The organism is Vibrio superstes (assembly GCF_003569005.1).
Taxonomy (GTDB): Bacteria; Pseudomonadota; Gammaproteobacteria; order Enterobacterales; family Vibrionaceae; genus Vibrio; species Vibrio superstes.
Genome location: NZ_BCUR01000004.1, coordinates 688284 through 706560, shown reverse-complemented (window position 1 = coordinate 706560; position 18277 = coordinate 688284). Strand labels below are relative to the sequence as shown.

21 protein-coding genes are annotated in these 18277 nt (G+C 44.8%); 6 read left to right on the top strand and 15 right to left on the bottom strand.

Going from position 1 to position 18277, the window contains the following annotated elements; all coding sequences use genetic code 11:
* The first annotated feature begins 1 nt into the window (after window position 1).
* Window positions 2-193: a DUF4250 domain-containing protein gene (locus tag D5I41_RS11220; protein ID WP_119009863.1), complete on the top strand. Its 192-nt coding sequence runs from the start codon at window positions 2-4 to the stop codon at window positions 191-193.
* 371 nt (window positions 194-564) lie between these two features.
* Here the strand turns inward: D5I41_RS11220 and cspE are convergent, their stop codons facing one another.
* The 3 genes from cspE to dinB form a co-directional block, all read right to left on the bottom strand.
* Window positions 565-774, bottom strand: a complete 210-nt coding sequence (cspE, locus tag D5I41_RS11215; RefSeq protein ID WP_017029143.1) for a transcription antiterminator/RNA stability regulator CspE — start codon at window positions 772-774, stop codon at window positions 565-567.
* A 284-nt stretch (window positions 775-1058) separates the two neighbouring features.
* Window positions 1059-1829 carry a DUF2884 family protein gene (locus D5I41_RS11210; protein ID WP_119009862.1) on the bottom strand — a complete coding sequence of 257 codons (771 nt, stop codon included), beginning with the start codon at window positions 1827-1829 and terminating at the stop codon, window positions 1059-1061.
* 44 nt (window positions 1830-1873) lie between these two features.
* Complete coding sequence (gene dinB, locus D5I41_RS11205) at window positions 1874-2971, bottom strand: DNA polymerase IV (RefSeq protein ID WP_119009861.1); 1098 nt, start codon at window positions 2969-2971, stop codon at window positions 1874-1876.
* A gap of 149 nt (window positions 2972-3120) precedes the next feature.
* Between dinB and D5I41_RS11200 the strand changes: the two genes are divergently transcribed.
* The gene (locus D5I41_RS11200; protein WP_119009860.1) at window positions 3121-4377 is read left to right on the top strand and encodes a uracil-xanthine permease family protein; all 1257 of its coding nucleotides are present in this window, start codon (window positions 3121-3123) and stop codon (window positions 4375-4377) included.
* 63 nt (window positions 4378-4440) lie between these two features.
* Here the strand turns inward: D5I41_RS11200 and nqrM are convergent, their stop codons facing one another.
* The 9 genes from nqrM to D5I41_RS11155 all read right to left on the bottom strand — a co-directional run bounded on the left by nqrM (window position 4441) and on the right by D5I41_RS11155 (window position 12285).
* Window positions 4441-4674, bottom strand: coding sequence for a (Na+)-NQR maturation NqrM (gene nqrM, locus D5I41_RS11195; RefSeq protein WP_017029139.1), 234 nt, complete (start codon window positions 4672-4674; stop codon window positions 4441-4443).
* Window positions 4675-4683: 9 nt separating this feature from the next.
* A complete protein-coding gene (locus D5I41_RS11190; RefSeq protein ID WP_119009859.1) occupies window positions 4684-5718 on the bottom strand; it encodes an FAD:protein FMN transferase in 1035 nt (344 codons plus the stop codon).
* A 98-nt stretch (window positions 5719-5816) separates the two neighbouring features.
* Window positions 5817-7043, bottom strand: coding sequence for an NADH:ubiquinone reductase (Na(+)-transporting) subunit F (gene nqrF, locus D5I41_RS11185; protein ID WP_119009858.1), 1227 nt, complete (start codon window positions 7041-7043; stop codon window positions 5817-5819).
* A 23-nt stretch (window positions 7044-7066) separates the two neighbouring features.
* Window positions 7067-7663, bottom strand: a complete 597-nt coding sequence (nqrE, locus tag D5I41_RS11180; RefSeq protein ID WP_017031174.1) for an NADH:ubiquinone reductase (Na(+)-transporting) subunit E — start codon at window positions 7661-7663, stop codon at window positions 7067-7069.
* Window positions 7664-7670: 7 nt separating this feature from the next.
* Complete coding sequence (locus D5I41_RS11175) at window positions 7671-8303, bottom strand: NADH:ubiquinone reductase (Na(+)-transporting) subunit D (RefSeq protein ID WP_017029135.1); 633 nt, start codon at window positions 8301-8303, stop codon at window positions 7671-7673.
* Window positions 8303-9070 (bottom strand): Na(+)-translocating NADH-quinone reductase subunit C, encoded by a 768-nt coding sequence (locus tag D5I41_RS11170; RefSeq protein WP_119009857.1) that lies wholly within the window; start codon window positions 9068-9070, stop codon window positions 8303-8305. The genes D5I41_RS11175 and D5I41_RS11170 overlap by 1 nt, the downstream gene beginning before the upstream one ends.
* Window positions 9060-10301: an NADH:ubiquinone reductase (Na(+)-transporting) subunit B gene (locus tag D5I41_RS11165; RefSeq protein ID WP_119009856.1), complete on the bottom strand. Its 1242-nt coding sequence runs from the start codon at window positions 10299-10301 to the stop codon at window positions 9060-9062. The genes D5I41_RS11170 and D5I41_RS11165 overlap by 11 nt, the downstream gene beginning before the upstream one ends.
* Window positions 10302-10304: 3 nt before the next feature.
* A complete protein-coding gene (locus tag D5I41_RS11160; RefSeq protein WP_119009855.1) occupies window positions 10305-11645 on the bottom strand; it encodes a Na(+)-translocating NADH-quinone reductase subunit A in 1341 nt (446 codons plus the stop codon).
* Between the two features lie 337 nt (window positions 11646-11982).
* Window positions 11983-12285 (bottom strand): BolA/IbaG family iron-sulfur metabolism protein, encoded by a 303-nt coding sequence (locus D5I41_RS11155; RefSeq protein WP_119009854.1) that lies wholly within the window; start codon window positions 12283-12285, stop codon window positions 11983-11985.
* A gap of 203 nt (window positions 12286-12488) precedes the next feature.
* On the opposite strand from D5I41_RS11155, the gene D5I41_RS11150 reads away from it, so the two are divergent.
* The 4 genes from D5I41_RS11150 (at window position 12489) to D5I41_RS11130 (ending at window position 16570) form a co-directional block, all read left to right on the top strand.
* Entirely contained in the window at window positions 12489-13640 is a 1152-nt protein-coding gene (locus D5I41_RS11150; protein ID WP_119009853.1) for a methyltransferase, read from the top strand.
* Window positions 13641-13715: 75 nt separating this feature from the next.
* Complete coding sequence (locus D5I41_RS11145; RefSeq protein ID WP_119009852.1) at window positions 13716-14291, top strand: YajG family lipoprotein; 576 nt, start codon at window positions 13716-13718, stop codon at window positions 14289-14291.
* The gene (locus tag D5I41_RS11140; RefSeq protein WP_119009851.1) at window positions 14288-14833 is read left to right on the top strand and encodes a peptidylprolyl isomerase; all 546 of its coding nucleotides are present in this window, start codon (window positions 14288-14290) and stop codon (window positions 14831-14833) included. Before D5I41_RS11145 ends, D5I41_RS11140 begins: the two co-directional genes overlap by 4 nt.
* A 336-nt stretch (window positions 14834-15169) precedes the next feature.
* Entirely contained in the window at window positions 15170-16570 is a 1401-nt protein-coding gene (locus D5I41_RS11130; RefSeq protein WP_119009850.1) for an AmpG family muropeptide MFS transporter, read from the top strand.
* A gap of 63 nt (window positions 16571-16633) precedes the next feature.
* Here D5I41_RS11130 and D5I41_RS11125 read toward each other — a convergent pair whose 3' ends face one another.
* The 3 genes from D5I41_RS11125 to D5I41_RS21515 are packed head-to-tail and all read right to left on the bottom strand — an operon-like array spanning window position 16634 to window position 18059.
* Window positions 16634-17302, bottom strand: coding sequence for a ChrR family anti-sigma-E factor (locus D5I41_RS11125; protein WP_119009849.1), 669 nt, complete (start codon window positions 17300-17302; stop codon window positions 16634-16636).
* A complete protein-coding gene (locus D5I41_RS11120; RefSeq protein WP_119009848.1) occupies window positions 17299-17886 on the bottom strand; it encodes a sigma-70 family RNA polymerase sigma factor in 588 nt (195 codons plus the stop codon). The genes D5I41_RS11125 and D5I41_RS11120 overlap by 4 nt, the downstream gene beginning before the upstream one ends.
* A 44-nt stretch (window positions 17887-17930) precedes the next feature.
* Window positions 17931-18059: a hypothetical protein gene (locus tag D5I41_RS21515; protein ID WP_268978219.1), complete on the bottom strand. Its 129-nt coding sequence runs from the start codon at window positions 18057-18059 to the stop codon at window positions 17931-17933.
* Between the last annotated feature and the right edge of the window lie 218 nt (window positions 18060-18277).

Sequence of the window (18277 nt, the reverse complement as noted above, 5' to 3'; positions counted from 1 at the left end):
CATGAATCTCGCCAACTATCAAACAATGGATGTTGTGATGCTAATGAGCATCATCAATATGAAGCTGCGTGACGACTTCAATGGCGACCTAGATGCGCTAGTGAAAACCTTTGATATCAGTAAGCAGCAACTCATAGAAAAATTAGCAACGGGCGACTTCGAGTGGCTACCTGAAGCGAAGCAATTTAGATAAGCACCCTTCCCCATCAAATGATTAAAAAGGTAGCTGAGATTGGCTACCTTTATTTTATCTATAGTAAAGCCTTAATACCAATCACAGTAATTAAGTGATCAGAAATAGCGTAGGAAAAACGCTGGATAGCAAGGCAGAATTTTTCGATAAGTAGTTATTCTACAATCAAAAATTCTAACGCCGTTAGCGAGTGTTTTAACAAGCTAGGATGAGCTGTTATTTACTACGTGGTACAAGTATCTATTGACGTTTCTAGCGGGCATTGAGAAGCAGGGGGAGAGCTTGAAGCGCGGAGAATTACATGAAAATTAAAACAAAAAAAAGCCCGCTGTAAACAGCAGGCTTTTCAGAAACTTTTAATCTAATTAAAATTAGATAGTAGTAACGTTTGAAGCTTGAGGACCTTTTTGGCCTTGCTCAACTTCGAAAGATACTTTTTGGCCTTCAGAAAGAGTTTTGAAGCCTTCAGAAACGATAGCACGGAAGTGAACGAATACGTCAGCGCCGCCGTTGTCTTGAGAAATGAAACCGAAGCCTTTCTCTTCGTTAAACCATTTTACTGTACCAGTAGTCTTTGACATGTTATGTCCCTTAGTATTTAAGATTAATCGTATGTCACCAATGTGACGACTTCGCAAACTTTAGCCATTAAGTTAAGGGAAAAACAGAAAACACTACTTTACTTTTTACAATAAAATTTGAAACTTGCTTTTGCTTAATTTTGTCTAACAACTTTGTCTTACGAAGCGAGTCATATGCTACAGCAGTTTAAAGCTTTGTAAACGTTTTTCTGAGTTTATCTGCAGATATTTGCTTAGTTAAAAGTAACAAAACTTACAAGTCACTGAAACCACTAAAATATAGTTCAAATATTGAACAGTTGATAATTTTCCAATTCAGGGATAGTTTCAATCAAAGACTTCTCTTCTTCGGCTAATTTACCCATTGAATCACAGTAATCTTGTGCTTTTTCCGAGATTTCTGAAGAGTGTTGTTGGAGTTTTTTCTCTACTGAAACCTTGAGGTCATTGAGCTGTTTCTGAAGCTCTGTAAAATTGATTCCGTCTTCTGATGCGAGCTTTTCCTGTAGCACCGAAAAGGCACTGGCAAAAAACTCACTATTGAAAACCTCTCGGGCATCGGCAAAATCTTGCTGCCAATTATCGAACATATTACCGAAGGCATTAGGCTTTAACACCCACTCTCCGTCTTGATAATAGCGCTGTTCTAGTTTTGCGTAAAAATCATCGATGGCTTGGCGCACATTATCAAACGCGTCGGTGTCGTTGAACTTAGCCGATACGTCATCAAGCACCTCATTCGCCAGATCCACACCAGATTGTGCCACTTCACGAGCTTTAGGGATATCGCTGTTCAATTGCACTCTGTAGTGGTCGAGTAGTTGCTGTTGCTCTTTGTTTAAAGGAATAGACTCACCATCAATAACGAGGCCTTTAGCTTCAAATATCGCTCGGTGACCATCACGGTCAATGATCTCTACCTCTTTTCCATCTAGGTGTAGCTCGTTGTTCAAATCGACATTACAAGACTCGTAGTCCGCTAGCGACTGCGCTTGAAGTGCCGGAGCAATCAATAGTGACCCAACTAAAATGCTAGAGGTAATGCGCTTAATCATTGAGAATTCCTTGTTAAATGATACCTGGCTACTCTACAGCCAAATTATTCGTTATCCAATAAGCTTAACTGCTTCGCCTGAGCTTCTGGCTGCAACATGACACTCAAACCCAGCAAGCGAATCTCACGACCTTGTTGGCGCAGCAAGACTTCTTCTAGCAAAGGATAAAAGGCCGCTAAGTTCAACTTATTGGAACCGGTTTCAATGGTTGTCAGTTGAAAGTCAGCAAATTTAACCTTAATACCCTGCTTGGTAATGGGACGAACGTGCTCTCCTCCCACCTTATCTAAGCGGCGCTCTAGCTCGGGATAAAGTCGTTGCTCTATCACCTCCCAACACTGCTCAAGGGTCTCGATGTTTTTAGTAAAGGTTCGCTCTACTCCCACTGACTTGCGCTCTCGAGAAACCTGCACACTGCGATTGTCGACACCATGGCAGCGCTTCCAAAGCGAGGCACCCAATCGGCCATGTCGGACCAACAGATCGCGATAGTTGGCTTTACGCACATCCTCACCAAGATAGAGGCCCGTGCGATGCAGTCTTTGCAATGCAACCTTGCCTACTCCCGGTATCTTTTGTAGAGGCATGCTGTCAATGAACGCCTGAACTTGATTGGGCGGTATCACATACTGCCCATTGGGCTTGTTCAAATCTGATGCCACCTTAGCCAAAAACTTGATAGGAGCAATCCCTGCTGACGCGGTTAGATTAAGCTCGGTTTCAATGTCACGCCGGATTGACTGAGCAATCAAGGTAGCAGAGCCATTGCAGGATAGGCTATCTGTGACATCAAGATAGGCTTCATCCAACGACAATGGCTCTATGAGCTGCGTATAGCGAGCAAAGATAGCTCTAATTTGCGCCGAAACCTCTTTGTACACCTGCATACGACCAGGTACTACCAACAAGTGAGGACATAATTTTTTAGCCTGCGCGGTAGGCATAGCTGAGTGGATACCAAAGCGGCGAGCCTCATAATTACAGGTACTCAACACGCCCCGCTGTGTTTCACTCCCGCCCACTGCGAGTGGACGATTTCGATATTCGGGAAAGTCGCGCATTTCTACCGCTGCGAAAAAACAATCCATATCAATATGGATGATCTTTCGTTGTGGCATGTCATTAGAATACTGTTCAGGCATACAGTTATTTTAACCTACTCTTTGCCCTGTTGAAAAAATATTTGCTTACCTTACCTATTCAATCAATTAAAAATTGATCTAATAAACATCACATCCAATAGGTAGATGCTAGTATTTGTCGATTTTCCAAAAAATGGAGAAAGAAAATCATGACTTCTATTTTACAGGGTATGCAGATGCTATTCGTTGCGTTTGGTGCTCTTGTTCTTGTTCCTTTATTAACGGGACTAGATCCGAACGTGGCACTGTTTGGTGCTGGTGTCGGTACCCTTCTGTTCCAATTTATCACTAAACGCTCGGTGCCTATCTTTTTAGCGTCCTCTTTTGCCTTTATCGCACCGATTCTCTATGGCGTTCAAACTTGGGGTATTCCTGCCACCATGGGTGGACTCATGGCTGCTGGTGTTGTGTATATAGCATTAGGCGGCTTGATTCGTGTCCGTGGTGTTGCCATCATCCATAGACTGCTACCACCGGTGGTAGTGGGTCCAGTGATCATGGTGATTGGTCTCGGTCTTGCCCCTGTTGCGGTAAATATGGCATTGGGTAAAACTGGAGACGGTGCTATTCAATTAGTCGATGGGCAGATCGCTTTGTGGATTTCTCTGGCCTCGCTACTGACCACCATCATCATCAGTGTATTTGCCAAAGGCTTCTTAAAGCTACTGCCTATCTTTGGCGGTATCGCGGTAGGTTACACCTTGAGTCTGTTTGCTGGCATCGTCGATTTTAGCCCAGTGACCAATGCCGCATGGTTTGCACTGCCTAACTTTGTGACACCTGAATTCAACATCAATGCCATCTTGTTTATGATTCCAGTCGCTATTGCCCCAGCGGTAGAGCACGTTGGCGATATGCTGGCGATCTCTAACGTAACCGGTAAAGACTATCTGAAGAAACCTGGCTTGCATCGCACTATGGCCGGTGACGGCGTTGCAACAATGGCAGCAAGCATGATGGGTGCACCACCTAACACGACCTATAGTGAAGTGACAGGCGCAGTGATGCTAACCAAATCCTACAACCCTAAAATCATGACTTACGCCGCTATAACCGCTATCGTGCTGGCACTAGTGGGTAAATTGGGCGGTGTATTGCAAACCATACCTGTCCCTGTGATGGGCGGTATTATGATGTTGCTGTTTGGTTCTATTGCCACAGTGGGTCTCAATACCCTTATCCAAAACCGTGTTGACTTGCATAACTCACGTAACCTTGTGATTGTCGGTGTAACGCTGGTATTTGGTATCGGTGGTATGGCATTTGGTGTGGGAGAGTTCAGTCTTCAAGGCATCAGCCTTTGCGGAATTGTTGCGATTCTTCTGAACCTTGTACTACCAAGAGACCTTGGTGAGTCACATGTAGTGGATAGCGCTCAAATGGAAGAGAATCCTGAGCAGAAATAGTCCCAGTCAGTAGAAACAAAAATGCCAAGCTTACGCTTGGCATTTTTTATTACTCAAATACGATTAAGCAATACGGTCTTTCTCCCAAGATGCGACTTTCTCAGCTCTTGCCGCAGCTTTCGCTTCTCGGCGTTTACGAGCGTCACAAGGCTCAGGACAACTGCACACTTTATCAATGCCCATCGCGTCTAGGCCGCCACAACTGCCCTTCACGACCTTCTTCTGGATAATATAGCCTACAGACATCAAAGTAATGAAGCCGAGGAAAATTCCAAATGTGACTAAGAACGTTGTCATTGCTCTATCCTACTTATTCAAATACTTGGCAAAGGCTTCTGAGTACACCTCTTTAAAGCCATCTTCAGTTTTTACGATCATAAAGATCGCGAGATCATTATCGTTCGCAACCTGAAGGCCTCTTTCTTCTCCCATCACCATCAGACCCGTCGCTAGACCGTCAGCCGTCATACATGATGGATGAATCGCTGTCACAGAGACTACCTTGTGTGCGATCGGTTTGCCAGTTTTTGGATTAATTATGTGCGAATAACGCACACCATCACGCTCAAAATAATTGCGATAATCACCCGATGTCGCCATCGCCATATCACCAGGCTGAACGATCAATTCCACTTCACGAGCATCGACCGTCGGCTTTTCTATGGCGATACGCCAAGGAATACCTTCGCTGTTATTGCCCTTCAATCTCAGTTCACCACCGACTTCAACGAGGAAACGGTGCACTCCCTGCGACTCAAGGTAATCGGCAATGACATCAACACCCCAACCCTTAGCTATGGTTGAAAGATCAACATACAGATTCGGAATATCCTTTGATAAGCCTTGCTCTGTAACAGACAGGTGTTGAATTCCTACCATTTCACGTCGTGATGCTAATTCTTCATCAGTTGGCACTTTGTCAGGACGAGCTTCTGGACCAAAACCCCATAGATTGACCAAAGGGCCTACCGTTACATCTAGAGCGCCTTCCGTTAGTTCGTTTAAGCGAATGGCTTCACCAACCACAATCTCGGTCTCTTTTGATACAGGAAAGGGTGCTGAAGTCTGATGCTGGTTGAAAAGGCTTAGCTCAGACTCAGGACGATATGTGGACATCTGATCGTTGACTTGCTCTAGCAAGACATCAATCCGCTTTTGCATTTCTTCAGGCTCTGGCGCCTTATCATCAGCAATATACTTTATGTGATAGGTGGTACCCATCGTCTTGCCGCTCAATGCAACCTGCTTGGGTGCTTGCTCACAGCCCGTTAATACCACTACTGAAATCAGCAGTGTCATTAACCACTTCGAACCTTGAATAAGATGACTTACAGCTTTCATCTTGATCTCCATAAATAGTTGAGTATTTAACAAACTTCTCTAACACAAAACAAAATGGCTGACTCAAAGAGCCAGCCATTGTTTTATTCGATTACGGTTTAACCACCGAAGTCATCGAGTAGGATGTTTTCATCCTCTACACCTAGGTCTTTTAGCATGCCGATTACAGCTGCGTTCATCATAGGTGGACCACACATGTAGTATTCACAATCTTCAGGCGCTTCATGGTCTTTCAGATAGTTTTCGTACAATACGTTATGGATAAAGCCTGTGTAACCGTCCCAATTGTCCTCTGGAAGAGGATCAGACAGTGCACAATGCCAAATGAAGTTATCATTTTCTGCTGCTAGGTTATCGAAGTCCTCAATGTAGAACATCTCACGCTTCGAGCGAGCACCATACCAGAACGTCATCTTACGCTTAGACTTCAGACGAAGTAGCTGATCGAAGATGTGCGAGCGCATTGGCGCCATACCGGCACCACCACCAACAAACACCATCTCGTTGTCTGTATCTTTAGCGAAGAACTCACCAAATGGACCAGAGATAGTACACTTGTCACCCGCTTTAAGTGACCAGATGTATGAAGACATGATACCTGGTGGTACGTCAGGGTTGTTAGGCGGCGGCGTTGCAACACGCACGTTCAGCTTAATCAAACCTTCTTCTTCAGGGTAAGAAGCCATTGAGTATGCGCGGATAGATGGTTCTTTAACCACTGACTCATAGCGGAATAAGTTAAACTTATCCCAATCTTCGCGATACTCTTCTGGGATATCAAAATCCGCGTACTTGATATGATGGGGTTCAGCTTCAATCTGAATGTAACCACCTGCGCGAAAAGGCACTTCCTCGCCATCAGGGATCTGAAGTACAAGCTCTTTGATGAAGGTCGCTTCGTTGTCATTAGAAAGAACAGTACATTCCCACTTTTTAACACCAAAGATTTCTTCTGGAAGCTCGATAGCCATGTCAGTTTTCACTGCTACCTGACACGCTAGACGCTCGCCTTCACGTGCTTCACCTTTACTAATGTGGTCAAGCTCGGTCGGTAGAATATCACCACCGCCAGACTTCACTTTTACACGACACTGGCCACAAGAGCCACCGCCACCACAAGCAGACGATACGAAAATACCGTTGCCAGCAAGAGCGCCAAGCAGTTTGTCACCTGGAGAAACAGTAAAGCCTTTCTCAGGGTCACCATTTACTAAAATGTTGACGTCACCCGTTGGTACCAGCTTAGATTTAGCGAATAAGATCACTAGCACTAGAGCCAATACAATCAGAGTAAACATCACTACGCCAAGAACGATAGTATTCATTGACTAATCCTTATAATTTACTCTTACAGTTGAACACCGGAGAAAGACATAAAGCCTAACGCCATCAAGCCTACAGTGATGAAGGTGATACCAAGGCCACGCAGACCTGGAGGTACATCTGAATACTTCATCTTCTCACGCAGACCAGCAAGAGCAACGATTGCTAGCATCCAGCCTACGCCAGAGCCAAAGCCGTATACTACTGATTCAACGAAGTTGTAGTCACGCTGTACCATGAAAGATACACCACCGAAGATTGCACAGTTCACCGTAATTAGCGGTAGGAAGATACCTAGCGCATTGTACAAAGGCGGGAAGAAGCGATCTAACACCATCTCCAAAATCTGTACTAGGGCTGCAATAACACCGATGAAGGTAATGAAGTTAAGGAAGCTTAAATCCACACCTGAGACTAATGCGTTTTCTTTCAACACTAGGTTGTAAAGCAGGTTGTTCACAGGAACTGCGATGGTCAATACCACCACAACTGCTACACCAAGACCGAAAGAGGTTTTTACCTTCTTAGATACAGCAAGGAATGTACACATGCCCAAGAAGAAGGATAATGCTAGGTTTTCGATGAAAATCGATTTCACCAGCAAGCTAATATAATGTTCCATCGTGCTATTACTCCTTCGCTTCTACTTGTTCAGGCTTGAAGATACGGATTGCCCAAATCATAAAGCCAATCAAGAAGAATGCAGACGGTGCAAGTAGGAACATACCGTTAGGCTGGTACCAACCACCGTCAGACACTAGAGGCAGTACTTCCATACCAAACAATTTACCAGAGCCGATAAGCTCACGGAAAAATGCAACGGTAATCAGTACGAAACCATAACCTAGACCATTACCGATACCATCCAGTAGCGATGGTAGTGGTGCAGATTTCATAGCGTATGCTTCTGCACGACCCATTACGATACAGTTAGTAATGATCAAGCCAACGAAAACCGATAACTGCTTAGAGATATCGTATAGGTAAGCTTTAAGGATTTGGTCTACCACGATTACAAGCGATGCGATAATTGCCATCTGAACGATGATACGCACGCTGTTTGGAATGTGGTTACGAATAACAGACACGAAGAAGTTAGACAAAGCAGTTACAAAGATTACCGCTAATGTCATAACAAATGCTGTTTCAAGCTTGGTGGTTACCGCAAGCGCAGAACACACACCAAGAACCTGCAAAGCAATCGGGTTGTTATCTAAAACAGGAGCCCAAAGGTTTTGCTTCGCTTCTTTAGATATAGCCATTAGTTCAGCTCTCCTTCGCGTACCTTAGCAAGGAATGGTCCAAAGCCCATGTCGCCTAACCAGAAATCAAAAGTATGTTGTACGCCGTTACCCGTCAGAGTTGCACCAGATAGTCCATCAACACCGTGAATATCACCGGCTGTTGCGCCACCTTTAACAATCTTCAACGCAGGCTTAAAGTTGTCGTCAAACAGTTTCTTACCTTCGAACTGAGATACCCAATTAGGATTTTCTATCTCGCCACCTAATCCAGGAGTCTCACCTTGCTCGTAATAAGTAATGCCGGAAACCGTGTTGCCGTCCATCTCAACCGCCACAAAAGCGTACATCATCGACCAAAGGCCGTTGCCGTGCACAGGAAGGATAACCTTAGAGTAGCTATCTCCGTCCTTAACAAGGTATACCGTACCTACGTTAGCACGACGAATGATCTTAGCTGCGTCATCATCAGCAGCTAAGCGGATTGATTCAGCAGGATCTTTTGCCGCTTTACGTTGGTCGTATGCGCCAGCGTCGCCTTCAACGAACTCACCCGTTTCAAAGTCAACCAGACGAGGTTCAATGAAATCACCAAACAATTCTTGGATAGTACCTTGTTCAGAGATCTGTGCGACTTCTACGATTTTTGTTTGCTTATCCAGTACCGCGTTAGCTTGCTGTTTATCGCGCAGGCCCACTGCCGCGGTAGAAACCACGACAGAGCAGACCAAACTCAAACCAACAACGACACCTAGCGTTTTCTTAATGCTATCGTTCTTATTTGCCATAGCGTGCTAGTCTCCGCTTAATGTTCTTCTCGATAACAACGTGGTCGAATAATGGAGCGAATAGGTTCGCGAATAGAATCGCCAGCATCATACCCTCTGGGTAGGCTGGGTTAACAACACGAATCAATACACACATTAGACCAATTAGGATACCGTACCACCATTTACCGCTGTTGGTAAAAGAGGCTGAAACAGGGTCTGTCGCCATGAAGAACATACCGAATGCAAAGCCACCAAGAACAAGGTGCCAATGCCAAGGCATACTAAACATCGCATTGGTATCAGAACCAATTAAGTTAAATAGCGTTGCTGTTGCGATCATACCGATCATAACGCCGGCGATGATGCGCCAAGATGCAATTCCCATGTACACGATCATCAGTGCACCTAGCATCAGGAATAAGGTCGATACCTCACCGATAGAGCCAGGGATGTTACCAATGAAAGCATCCATCCAAGAGATCGTTTGGCCAGTCACATTATGAACTAGGTTAGCGTCGCCACCTTGAGCCCATTGGCTAAGAGCCGTTGCGCCAGAGAAACCATCCGCTGCCGTCCATACTAAGTCACCCGAGATTTGAGCTGGGTAAGCAAAGAATAGGAATGCACGGCCTGCAAGAGCAGGGTTCAGGAAGTTACGTCCTGTGCCACCAAAGATCTCTTTCGCTACCACTACACCAAAGGTAATACCTAGTGCGGCCTGCCATAGAGGCAATGTTGGCGGAACAATCAATGCAAATAGGATAGAGGTAACGAAGAAGCCTTCATTCACTTCGTGTTTACGCACGATACAGAATAGAACTTCCCAGAAACCACCTACGATAAATACCGTGGCATAGATAGGTAAGAAGTAGGTTGCACCGAGCAGCATCTTACTGCCCCACCCGGCCTCAGCACTTATGGTGCCACCTAGCATTTCTGTAAACCAGTAGTGCCAATTACCTGCAACAATACTTGCTAACTCAGAACCTGAATGTAGGAAGGTTAGCGCGCTGATCGCTTGGTTACCCGTGTTGTACATACCCCAGAACATGGCAGGGAAGACAGCAAACCACACCATGATCATGATGCGTTTGAGGTCAACGCTATCACGCACGTGTGCTTTGGTCTTAGTTACCGTACCCGGAGTGTAAAATAGAGTGGCTGCAGCTTCGTAAAGCGGATACCACTTCTCCCACTTACCGTCGGCTTCAAAATGCGGTTCGATGTCTTCAATAAATTTCTTCAACATGACTTAACCTTCCTTCTCTATAGTGTCTAGACACTCTCGAAGTAACTCACCGTATTCATATTTGCCTGAACAAACATAAGTACAAAGAGCAACATCTTCTTCAGATAGCTCTAGAACACCTAAGCGCTGTGCACTGTCTACATCACCAGCACACAAATCGCGCAGAAGCAGTGTCGGCTCGATATCCAATGGCATTACTTTCTCGTAGTTGCCGATTGGAACCATTGCACGCTCACCGCCATTTAGCGATGTAGTTAGGTTGTATAATTGGCCTTTAAATAGGTGGCCAAGGAATGAACGAGTAATTGAGAACTTGTTCTTACCTGGCATTGCCCAACCAAATAATTCTTTATCTCTGCCTTCACGAAGCGCAGAAACTTGTTGGTGGTAGCGACCAAGGTACGCATGAGGACCTGCCGCGTTAGTACCCCAAAGTACAGAACCTGAAATAATGCGCACTTCACCTGGCATCATCTCTTTATCTGCTAACTCTGGAAGATAAGCACCAACAGTAGTACGAACCAAGCGAGGGTTGTTGACTACTGGGCCTGCCAGCGCAACAACGCGGTCAGAATAGATCTCACCGGTCAGGAACAGCTTGCCGAAAGCGATAACATCTTGGTAGCTAAGGTTCCACGCCACATGCTCTTCATTCACAGGGTAAAGGAAGTGCATATGAGTACCCACTAGACCCGCTGGATGCGGACCAGAGAACACGTGCTCTTCAACATTACTTTGCTCTGAACGAGGAAGTGAGCCACCATTTTTACACACGAATACCTTGCCATTAGTCAGCACTGATAGCAGGTCCAAACCTGCAACAAATGCTTCAGACTGATCGTTAATAATAACGTCAGGATTTGCCGCCAATGGGTTAGTATCGATTGCTGTAACGAAAATGGCATTAGTCGTAGAGTCGACTGCTGGTACCTTGCTGAACGGACGAGTTCTTAAAGCGGTCCATGAGCCCGAATCAATAAGCTGCTTGCGAATCACACCCGCATCTAGCTTAGCCAGTTCGTTTTGCTCATATTTGTCGAAAGTGATTTGCTCATCACCAGCTATCTCGATAACAACTGATTGCAGCACACGCTTCGCACCACGGTTAACTTGTGTCACCGTACCACTTTGAGGTGCAGTAAATACTACGCCAGGATTCTTTTTGTCAGCAAATAGAACCTGTCCTTTCTTTACTGCGTCCCCTTCGCGAACATGCATTGTTGGACGCATGCCCACGTACTCTTCGCCAAGCAAGGCGACTTTTGAGACGGTATTACCGTCATTAATCACCTGGGTAGGAGCGCCTGAAATAGGAAGGTCCAAACCCTTTTTAATTGTAATCATACGCACTTGCACTATTTTAAGGAAAAAAGACTTTCAAAATACAAGCACATCCATAATGTGCTTGTTCATAACAGATAGGTCAGTTTTTTCTAACATATCCTTGTTAATTACCATACGAATCCGCTAGAGGGATTCCTTCCGGGCCTGCAATTCTAACATCATCAGCCCGATACATTCCATGTTGAGCGATAAGGATTAGCAATAAATTACAAATTTACGCCATCAAGCACCATAAAACTTGATCTAAAGCACAGCGCGGACACCGTTTTTATGAGACCCAGGTTAAATTGTGAACAACCAGTAAAAATGTAACAAACAAACCATTATCGAGTTTTCGTTAGTGTCCCCCACCCATACAATCCGGAGATTCTGGAATTTGCTGATCTTTCCATTCATCTTTTGTCAGGGTGTGCATTGAAAGTGCATGCAGACCACCAGCAAGTTCATCACTGAGTACTTGATTTACCAATCTATGGCGGGCAATCAGTCGTAAATTCTCGAATCTGTCACTCACCACAACAACCTTAAAGTGGCTTTCAGAGCCTTCAGGTACATTGTGTTTGTAGCTCTCGTTAATGACTTGTAGATGGTGCGGAGAGAAGTGATGATCCAATTTCTGCTCAATTAATTGCTGTAGCATGCTGTTTCTCTAAGTTGATACGCTTAAGTATAATGTAAAAGCTCAATTTTTCGCCAATCGCTACATTTTAGTACGAAATGCAGGCGCATTTGGACCTAATCGTTTTCTTTATTCTAAATCAGAACAATAAGTTAATTCGCATAAATAGGGCTAATTTGCGACAATAGACATAGTTTAGTATCACTTTTTTAACACTGATAATCATGAAGACCGAGCTTGCACTGCACGACCAACAATTTACGTTACATCGATTTCCTAAAAGGGCAAACGAGACCTTTCAAGCTTGGGATGCCGGTGATGAGTACGTTATCAATCACTTTACTGAGAACCCTCTCGTAGCTGGTTCTAAGATTCTCATTCTGAACGATAACTTCGGGGCGCTTAGCTGCTGGTTTTCTCGAGACTATGAAGTGTGCCTGCAATCAGACTCCCTTATTAGTCAAAAAGGTGCACTGAAGAACCTACAACGCAATCAGTGTAATAAGGTTGAATTTCTGCGTTCTACCGACACTATCCCCAACGATATTGATGCCGTTATCCTACAGATCCCAAAAAGTAATCGATTCTTGACCTGGCAGTTACATCAAATAAGACAGTCCCTGCGTGAAAATACGCCTGTCGTCGCGGTCAATAAGGCGAATGCTATCCATACTTCAACACTAAAACTGTTCGAACAGCACCTTGGCGAAACATCGACATCCCTAGCTTGGAAAAAGCACAGACTCGTGTTTAGTAAAAGTAATGCTCAGCCTATCAAGGAAGTAGAAGCACAAACCTGTTGGACTGTGCCTGAACATGACATGCAACTGTGCAATCTTGCCAATGTCTATTCTGGAGAGAGCCTAGACCTGGGCGCTCGCTTTGTGCTCAATCATCTACCTAGCCACTCTCAACACAAGAAGATCATTGACCTAGGTTGCGGTAACGGCGTGTTGTCAATTCAGTTGGGTAGAAACAACCCAGAGTCCACCATTACCAGTGTTGATGAAAGTTTTATGGCGGTAGAGTCAGCCCGCATTAATGTCGAAGACAATGTCAGCAATCCACAAAGATTCACCTTTGTCGCCAACAACTGCCTTGATGGTTTTGAAGCCAGTAGCCACGACCTGGTTGTATGTAACCCACCCTTCCATCAACAAAATACCGTGACCGACCATATTGCTTGGCAGATGTTCACTGACGCACATAAAGTGCTGGAAGATGGAGGTAAGCTACTCGTGATCGGCAACAGCCATCTAGGTTATCCCGCCAAACTTGGCCGACTGTTTGGGCCAAACAAGGTAAAAGTAGTGGCAAACAATAAAAAGTTCACGATTGTTTCTGCTGAGAAAGCATCAAGAAAATCAATCAAATAGCGCTATTATTCTGAGGCTTGTGATAGTCTCAGAATTATTCTTTCATTTTTCACTATCTCATTAAGGGAACTATCGATGAAACACTTGCTGATTGTTGCTTTTTCAGTCCTTATCCTGAGCGGCTGTGCTAACCCGACAGATCAACAGCTAAACTTTGCTCCAGCGGCTGACAGTAACCAGATTACCTTGAATGAACAAAAATCTCTGGCGCTGAGCACAACTGATGTACGAACTGCTCAGTACCTCGCTTTAGTAAAGAAAGGCGAAGATAAAGCGCTACCTATTCACGCCAAACAAAATGCTAGAATTTCGTTTAACAACGCGATGAAATCTCTTCTAGAGTCGCAAGGTTTTGTTATTTCGCTAAGCAGTGAAAATAACGTTGAACTAGAGGTTCAAGAAGCCTTGGTGCGCGTTAACTCATCAGCATTTAGCAACGATATGGATGCCAAGGTGACTCTAAAGGTAACTGCCGAAACGCCGAGCGGTAAATTTGTGAAAACCTATACCGGCAGTGCCAAGGCCACCAATTCTATGGGTGCATCCAATGAACAAATTGAACTCATCCTCAATCACGTATCTAAACTAGTGTTAAATGAGATTGCGAATGACGTAGAGCTTATCGATTACATGGAGGAGAAATTTCAATGAGCCGATTACTACTATTAATGTGCGCACTGTTTAGCGCATCTGTTTTTGCTAGCACCAAAGTGGTGTTTGAAACAACACTGGGTAACTTCACTATTCAATTAGATGAAGAAAAAGCGCCTGTCACTAGCACAAACTTTTTACGCTATGTGGAAGATGGCAGCTATGCAGGCACCATCTTTCATCGTGTTATCCCTGGTTTTATGGCACAAGGTGGTGGCTTTGATGAAGATATGAACCAAATTCAAACCTATGGCCCAATCAAAAATGAAGCAAGCAATGGCTTAAAGAACAAGGTTGCAAGTGTTGCTATGGCGCGCACCAACAACCCTGACTCAGCAACTCGTCAGTTTTTCATCAACTATTCAGACAATGCGTTCTTGAACTACTCTTCTTCAAACCCTGGCTATGCGGTTTTTGGCCAAGTCGTTGAAGGCTATGATGTGGTTCAAAAAATGGCCAGTGTTCCGACCAAAAGCTCTGGTTTTATGAAAGATGTTCCTTCCACGCCTATCGTTGTCACAAAAGTGACAATTCAGAAATAGATCTCATCTAGAGTACTAGAGCCTGTTGGCCTTTTGAGATTATTTTTGTAGCGAATTGTTGGGCATTTATACAAGGCAGTCGCTTTTAGTTGTGGTGGTTCCACATAAAAAGGGACTAACGCTGTAGAAATGCCCAACAAACGCTACCCGAAGGGCTCTACCAGAAACCATATACTCTTCGTTGAGCGCCTTTTGCATAGATGACTAGGCGGCAAGTCCCTCGCCTCGATTAAATGGCTTCTGGTAGAGCAAAACTTAATCGCAAAAGGTCAACAGGCTCTATAGTAAACGCAGGGTCCATGGGCCCTGCGACTGTATTGAGCAAAAGGAAATAGAATGACGGAAAAAATGTCTTGGAGTGAGACGTTCAAAAGCTACCTCGATAAGCGCCTACTTTGGGTGTTTATGTTGGGTTGCTCTAGCGGTTTCCCTTGGGTGTTAATTGGCTCAAATATGTCTGGTTGGCTAAAAGATGCTGGATTAACTCGCGCAGCCATTGGCTATTTCGGCTCGGTATTTGCCGTGTATGCCATCAACTTCATGTGGGCACCGTTAGTTGACCGCGTTAAATTACCTCTTTTGCACCGTCTATTAGGCCAACGTCGATCGTGGATCTTTTTATGCCAAGGGATCATGTTGATGTGTACCCTGGCTATTTCCGGCGTTGACCCTGCCAAGAGCCTAATGTTTACCTCTATGTTAGCGCTAGGCATCGCCATTGCTTCGTCTACTCAAGATGTTGCTATCGATGCATACCGAATTGATAGCTTCCCAAAAAGTGAAGCGTCTAAGTTACCTCAAGCGTCAGCAATGGCCGTTGTTGGGTGGTGGACGGGTTACTCACTACCGGGTTATTTAGCCTTCGTTAATGCTGATAGCATCGGCTGGAACGGGGTTTACATGGGGATGACAGCCATTATTGGTATACTCATGCTGTTTACACTGCTTACCAAAGAGCCGCATACAGCTCGAAGTAAACTACAAGCAGAGGCAGAGCAGCGTCATAACAAAGTGGTAGGCTCTCGAGTCGTTGCTTGGTTAAGCGTTACCCTAATTGAACCCTTTGCCGATTTCTTTAGGCGCAATGGCGTACGAGTCGCCATCACTCTTTTACTGTTTGTTTTCTTGTTTAAGATTGGTGAAGCATTCCTTGGTCGAATGTCGATTCCATTTTACAAAGAGATAGGCTTTAGCAACGAACAGATCGGACATTACTCTAAACTACTTGGCTGGGGAGCGACCATACTCTTCACCATCGTCGGCAGTATGTTCAACGTCAGATTTGGCATTGTACGTGGTCTAATGATTGGCGGTGTAGCTATGGCATCCAGTAACCTGATGTTTGCTTGGATAGCGAAAGCGGGCCCAAGTGAAACCTTATTCTTAGCCACCATTATTGTCGATAACTTTACAACGGCATTCTCCACCGTAGCCTTTGTTTCCTTCTTAACGGTTTTAACCGGACAGGCCTTCTCTGCCACGCAATACGCGCTGCTTGCCTCTTTAGGCAACTTCGGTCGAACGACCCTCGCTTCCTTCAGTGGTGAATTAGTTGACTATCTAAATGACTGGTCACTGTTTTTTATTATTACTGCCGCCATGGTCATCCCTAGCTTGATCATGCTTTATTCTCTTCGAGGGTATTTTAACGACGTCCTAGAAAAGGCTCGTCTACGCGGTTTGGAAGATGAAAAACAGCACAACCAATCGTTAAAAGAAGAATCAGATTCTGCCTAGCTTCAATAAAAATGCCACACTGAGTGTGGCATTTTCAATGTCTCGGATTGGGTCTGTTAAACTCTATGGGTACATTCCTCGACCAAACATATTAAAGATTCGTGCAACCCCTTGAGTGAATACCATTGGATCACTCAGAACGGTTAGACATAAACAGTCTTGCCCTTCTTCGGTTCGCGGGGCATGTTTTATAGAAGCATCGGCAACGGTAAAGTCACCGGCACTGTATTGCCCCTCTTCGTCACTAAAGCTACCATGTAATACTAGTGTCGTCTCAATACCTTTGTGGGTGTGTTGGGGGACTTGCACTCCTCCTGTTATGTACAGCAAGCTCACACGCTCTTGCTCTCCAATATCAAGGTGCGCGGTATACACTTTACCGCCATAACTTTTCCAGTCACTCAGCCGTGTACTAACGTTTTGCAGCGACTTAGGAAGGAAGAACTGTTTACCATTCACTTCAATTTTCACCGCCGATTTTGGCTTTGTGATAGCAGTCTGTTTGTCTAGCGAGATGATGTCATTAAACATCGCCTCCATCATGTTTTGGTCGAAATCGACCTCTGCGTCTTGTTCCATTAAAGATTGGGAAGCTTGAGCCTCAAACTCTTCTATCTTGCTGCGACAGTGACTACAGGTCTCTACGTGAGCTGCGAGCGTCAGTCCATTACAAGCATCTATGGTTCCATCCGCATAGGCTTTCAACAACTCGTTACTTGGATGATGTTTCATACTTGATCCGCCCTTATTGTGTCTTTCAACTTCTCTACCGCCAGTCTCAATCTTGATTTAACGGTTCCGAGAGGAATATCAAATTTGTCTGCTACTTCTTGATGAGGTAACTCGTCTAGATATATCGCTTTAACCACTTCTTTTTGCTTCACTGGAAGCGTATCTAGATACCGTACAATCTGCTCTCTTAGCATGTTTCTCTCAGGTGAATACTGGTCAACTAAGTCTGGTGGACAGTAGTCGTCTGGCCAAATATCTTCTGAGTGTACATGTAGTTCTCGGCCTTTTTGTTTGCGAAGAAGGTCAAAGCAAAGGTTTCGAGCAATAGTGTATATCCATGTGGATAGTGCACTTTTACTACCGTCAAACAGATGAGACTTTTGCCAAACTGCCGCTAGAGCATCTTGCACTAACTCCATTGCTACTTGTTCATTTCCCACATGTTTATAAGCAAACTGCTTTAAACGAGGAGAGAAATGTTTAAACACCTTAGCAAAGGCGTCCTTATCCCCCTGCTGTACCTTGACCATGCACTCGTTCCACTCTGCCCGAGTCGGGTTTGAGGCTTTGGCTAACGTTTCCATGATTCACCTTTTGAGAGCTAGGGGGGACGAACCTCCCTGATAGATTATTCGGTGATGTCTGCAGCGAGTATGCACCCATTGGTTGCAATCGCCTTGTACACCTTACCGTTTTCTAGTGCCGCACTTTCAAGTTGAAGAAAAGGTTCTTTACTGCCTACGCCAGTCACTGTCACTACATAGGTACTTTCTGCAACATAAACGTTCTGTACAATATATGTATACGCAACCCAAGTAGGGCTGGATCACTATTTGTTAAGTCCATTGACTCTGTTAAGTATACGTCAACTGTAGCGACTGCGAGTAAAGATGCGGCATGAAGGACGCTCAGGGTCGCGCTAGTTGCCAATGGGCGGCGGTTGTCTTCGATAACAAGCGCGTAAATGTTGGCTAA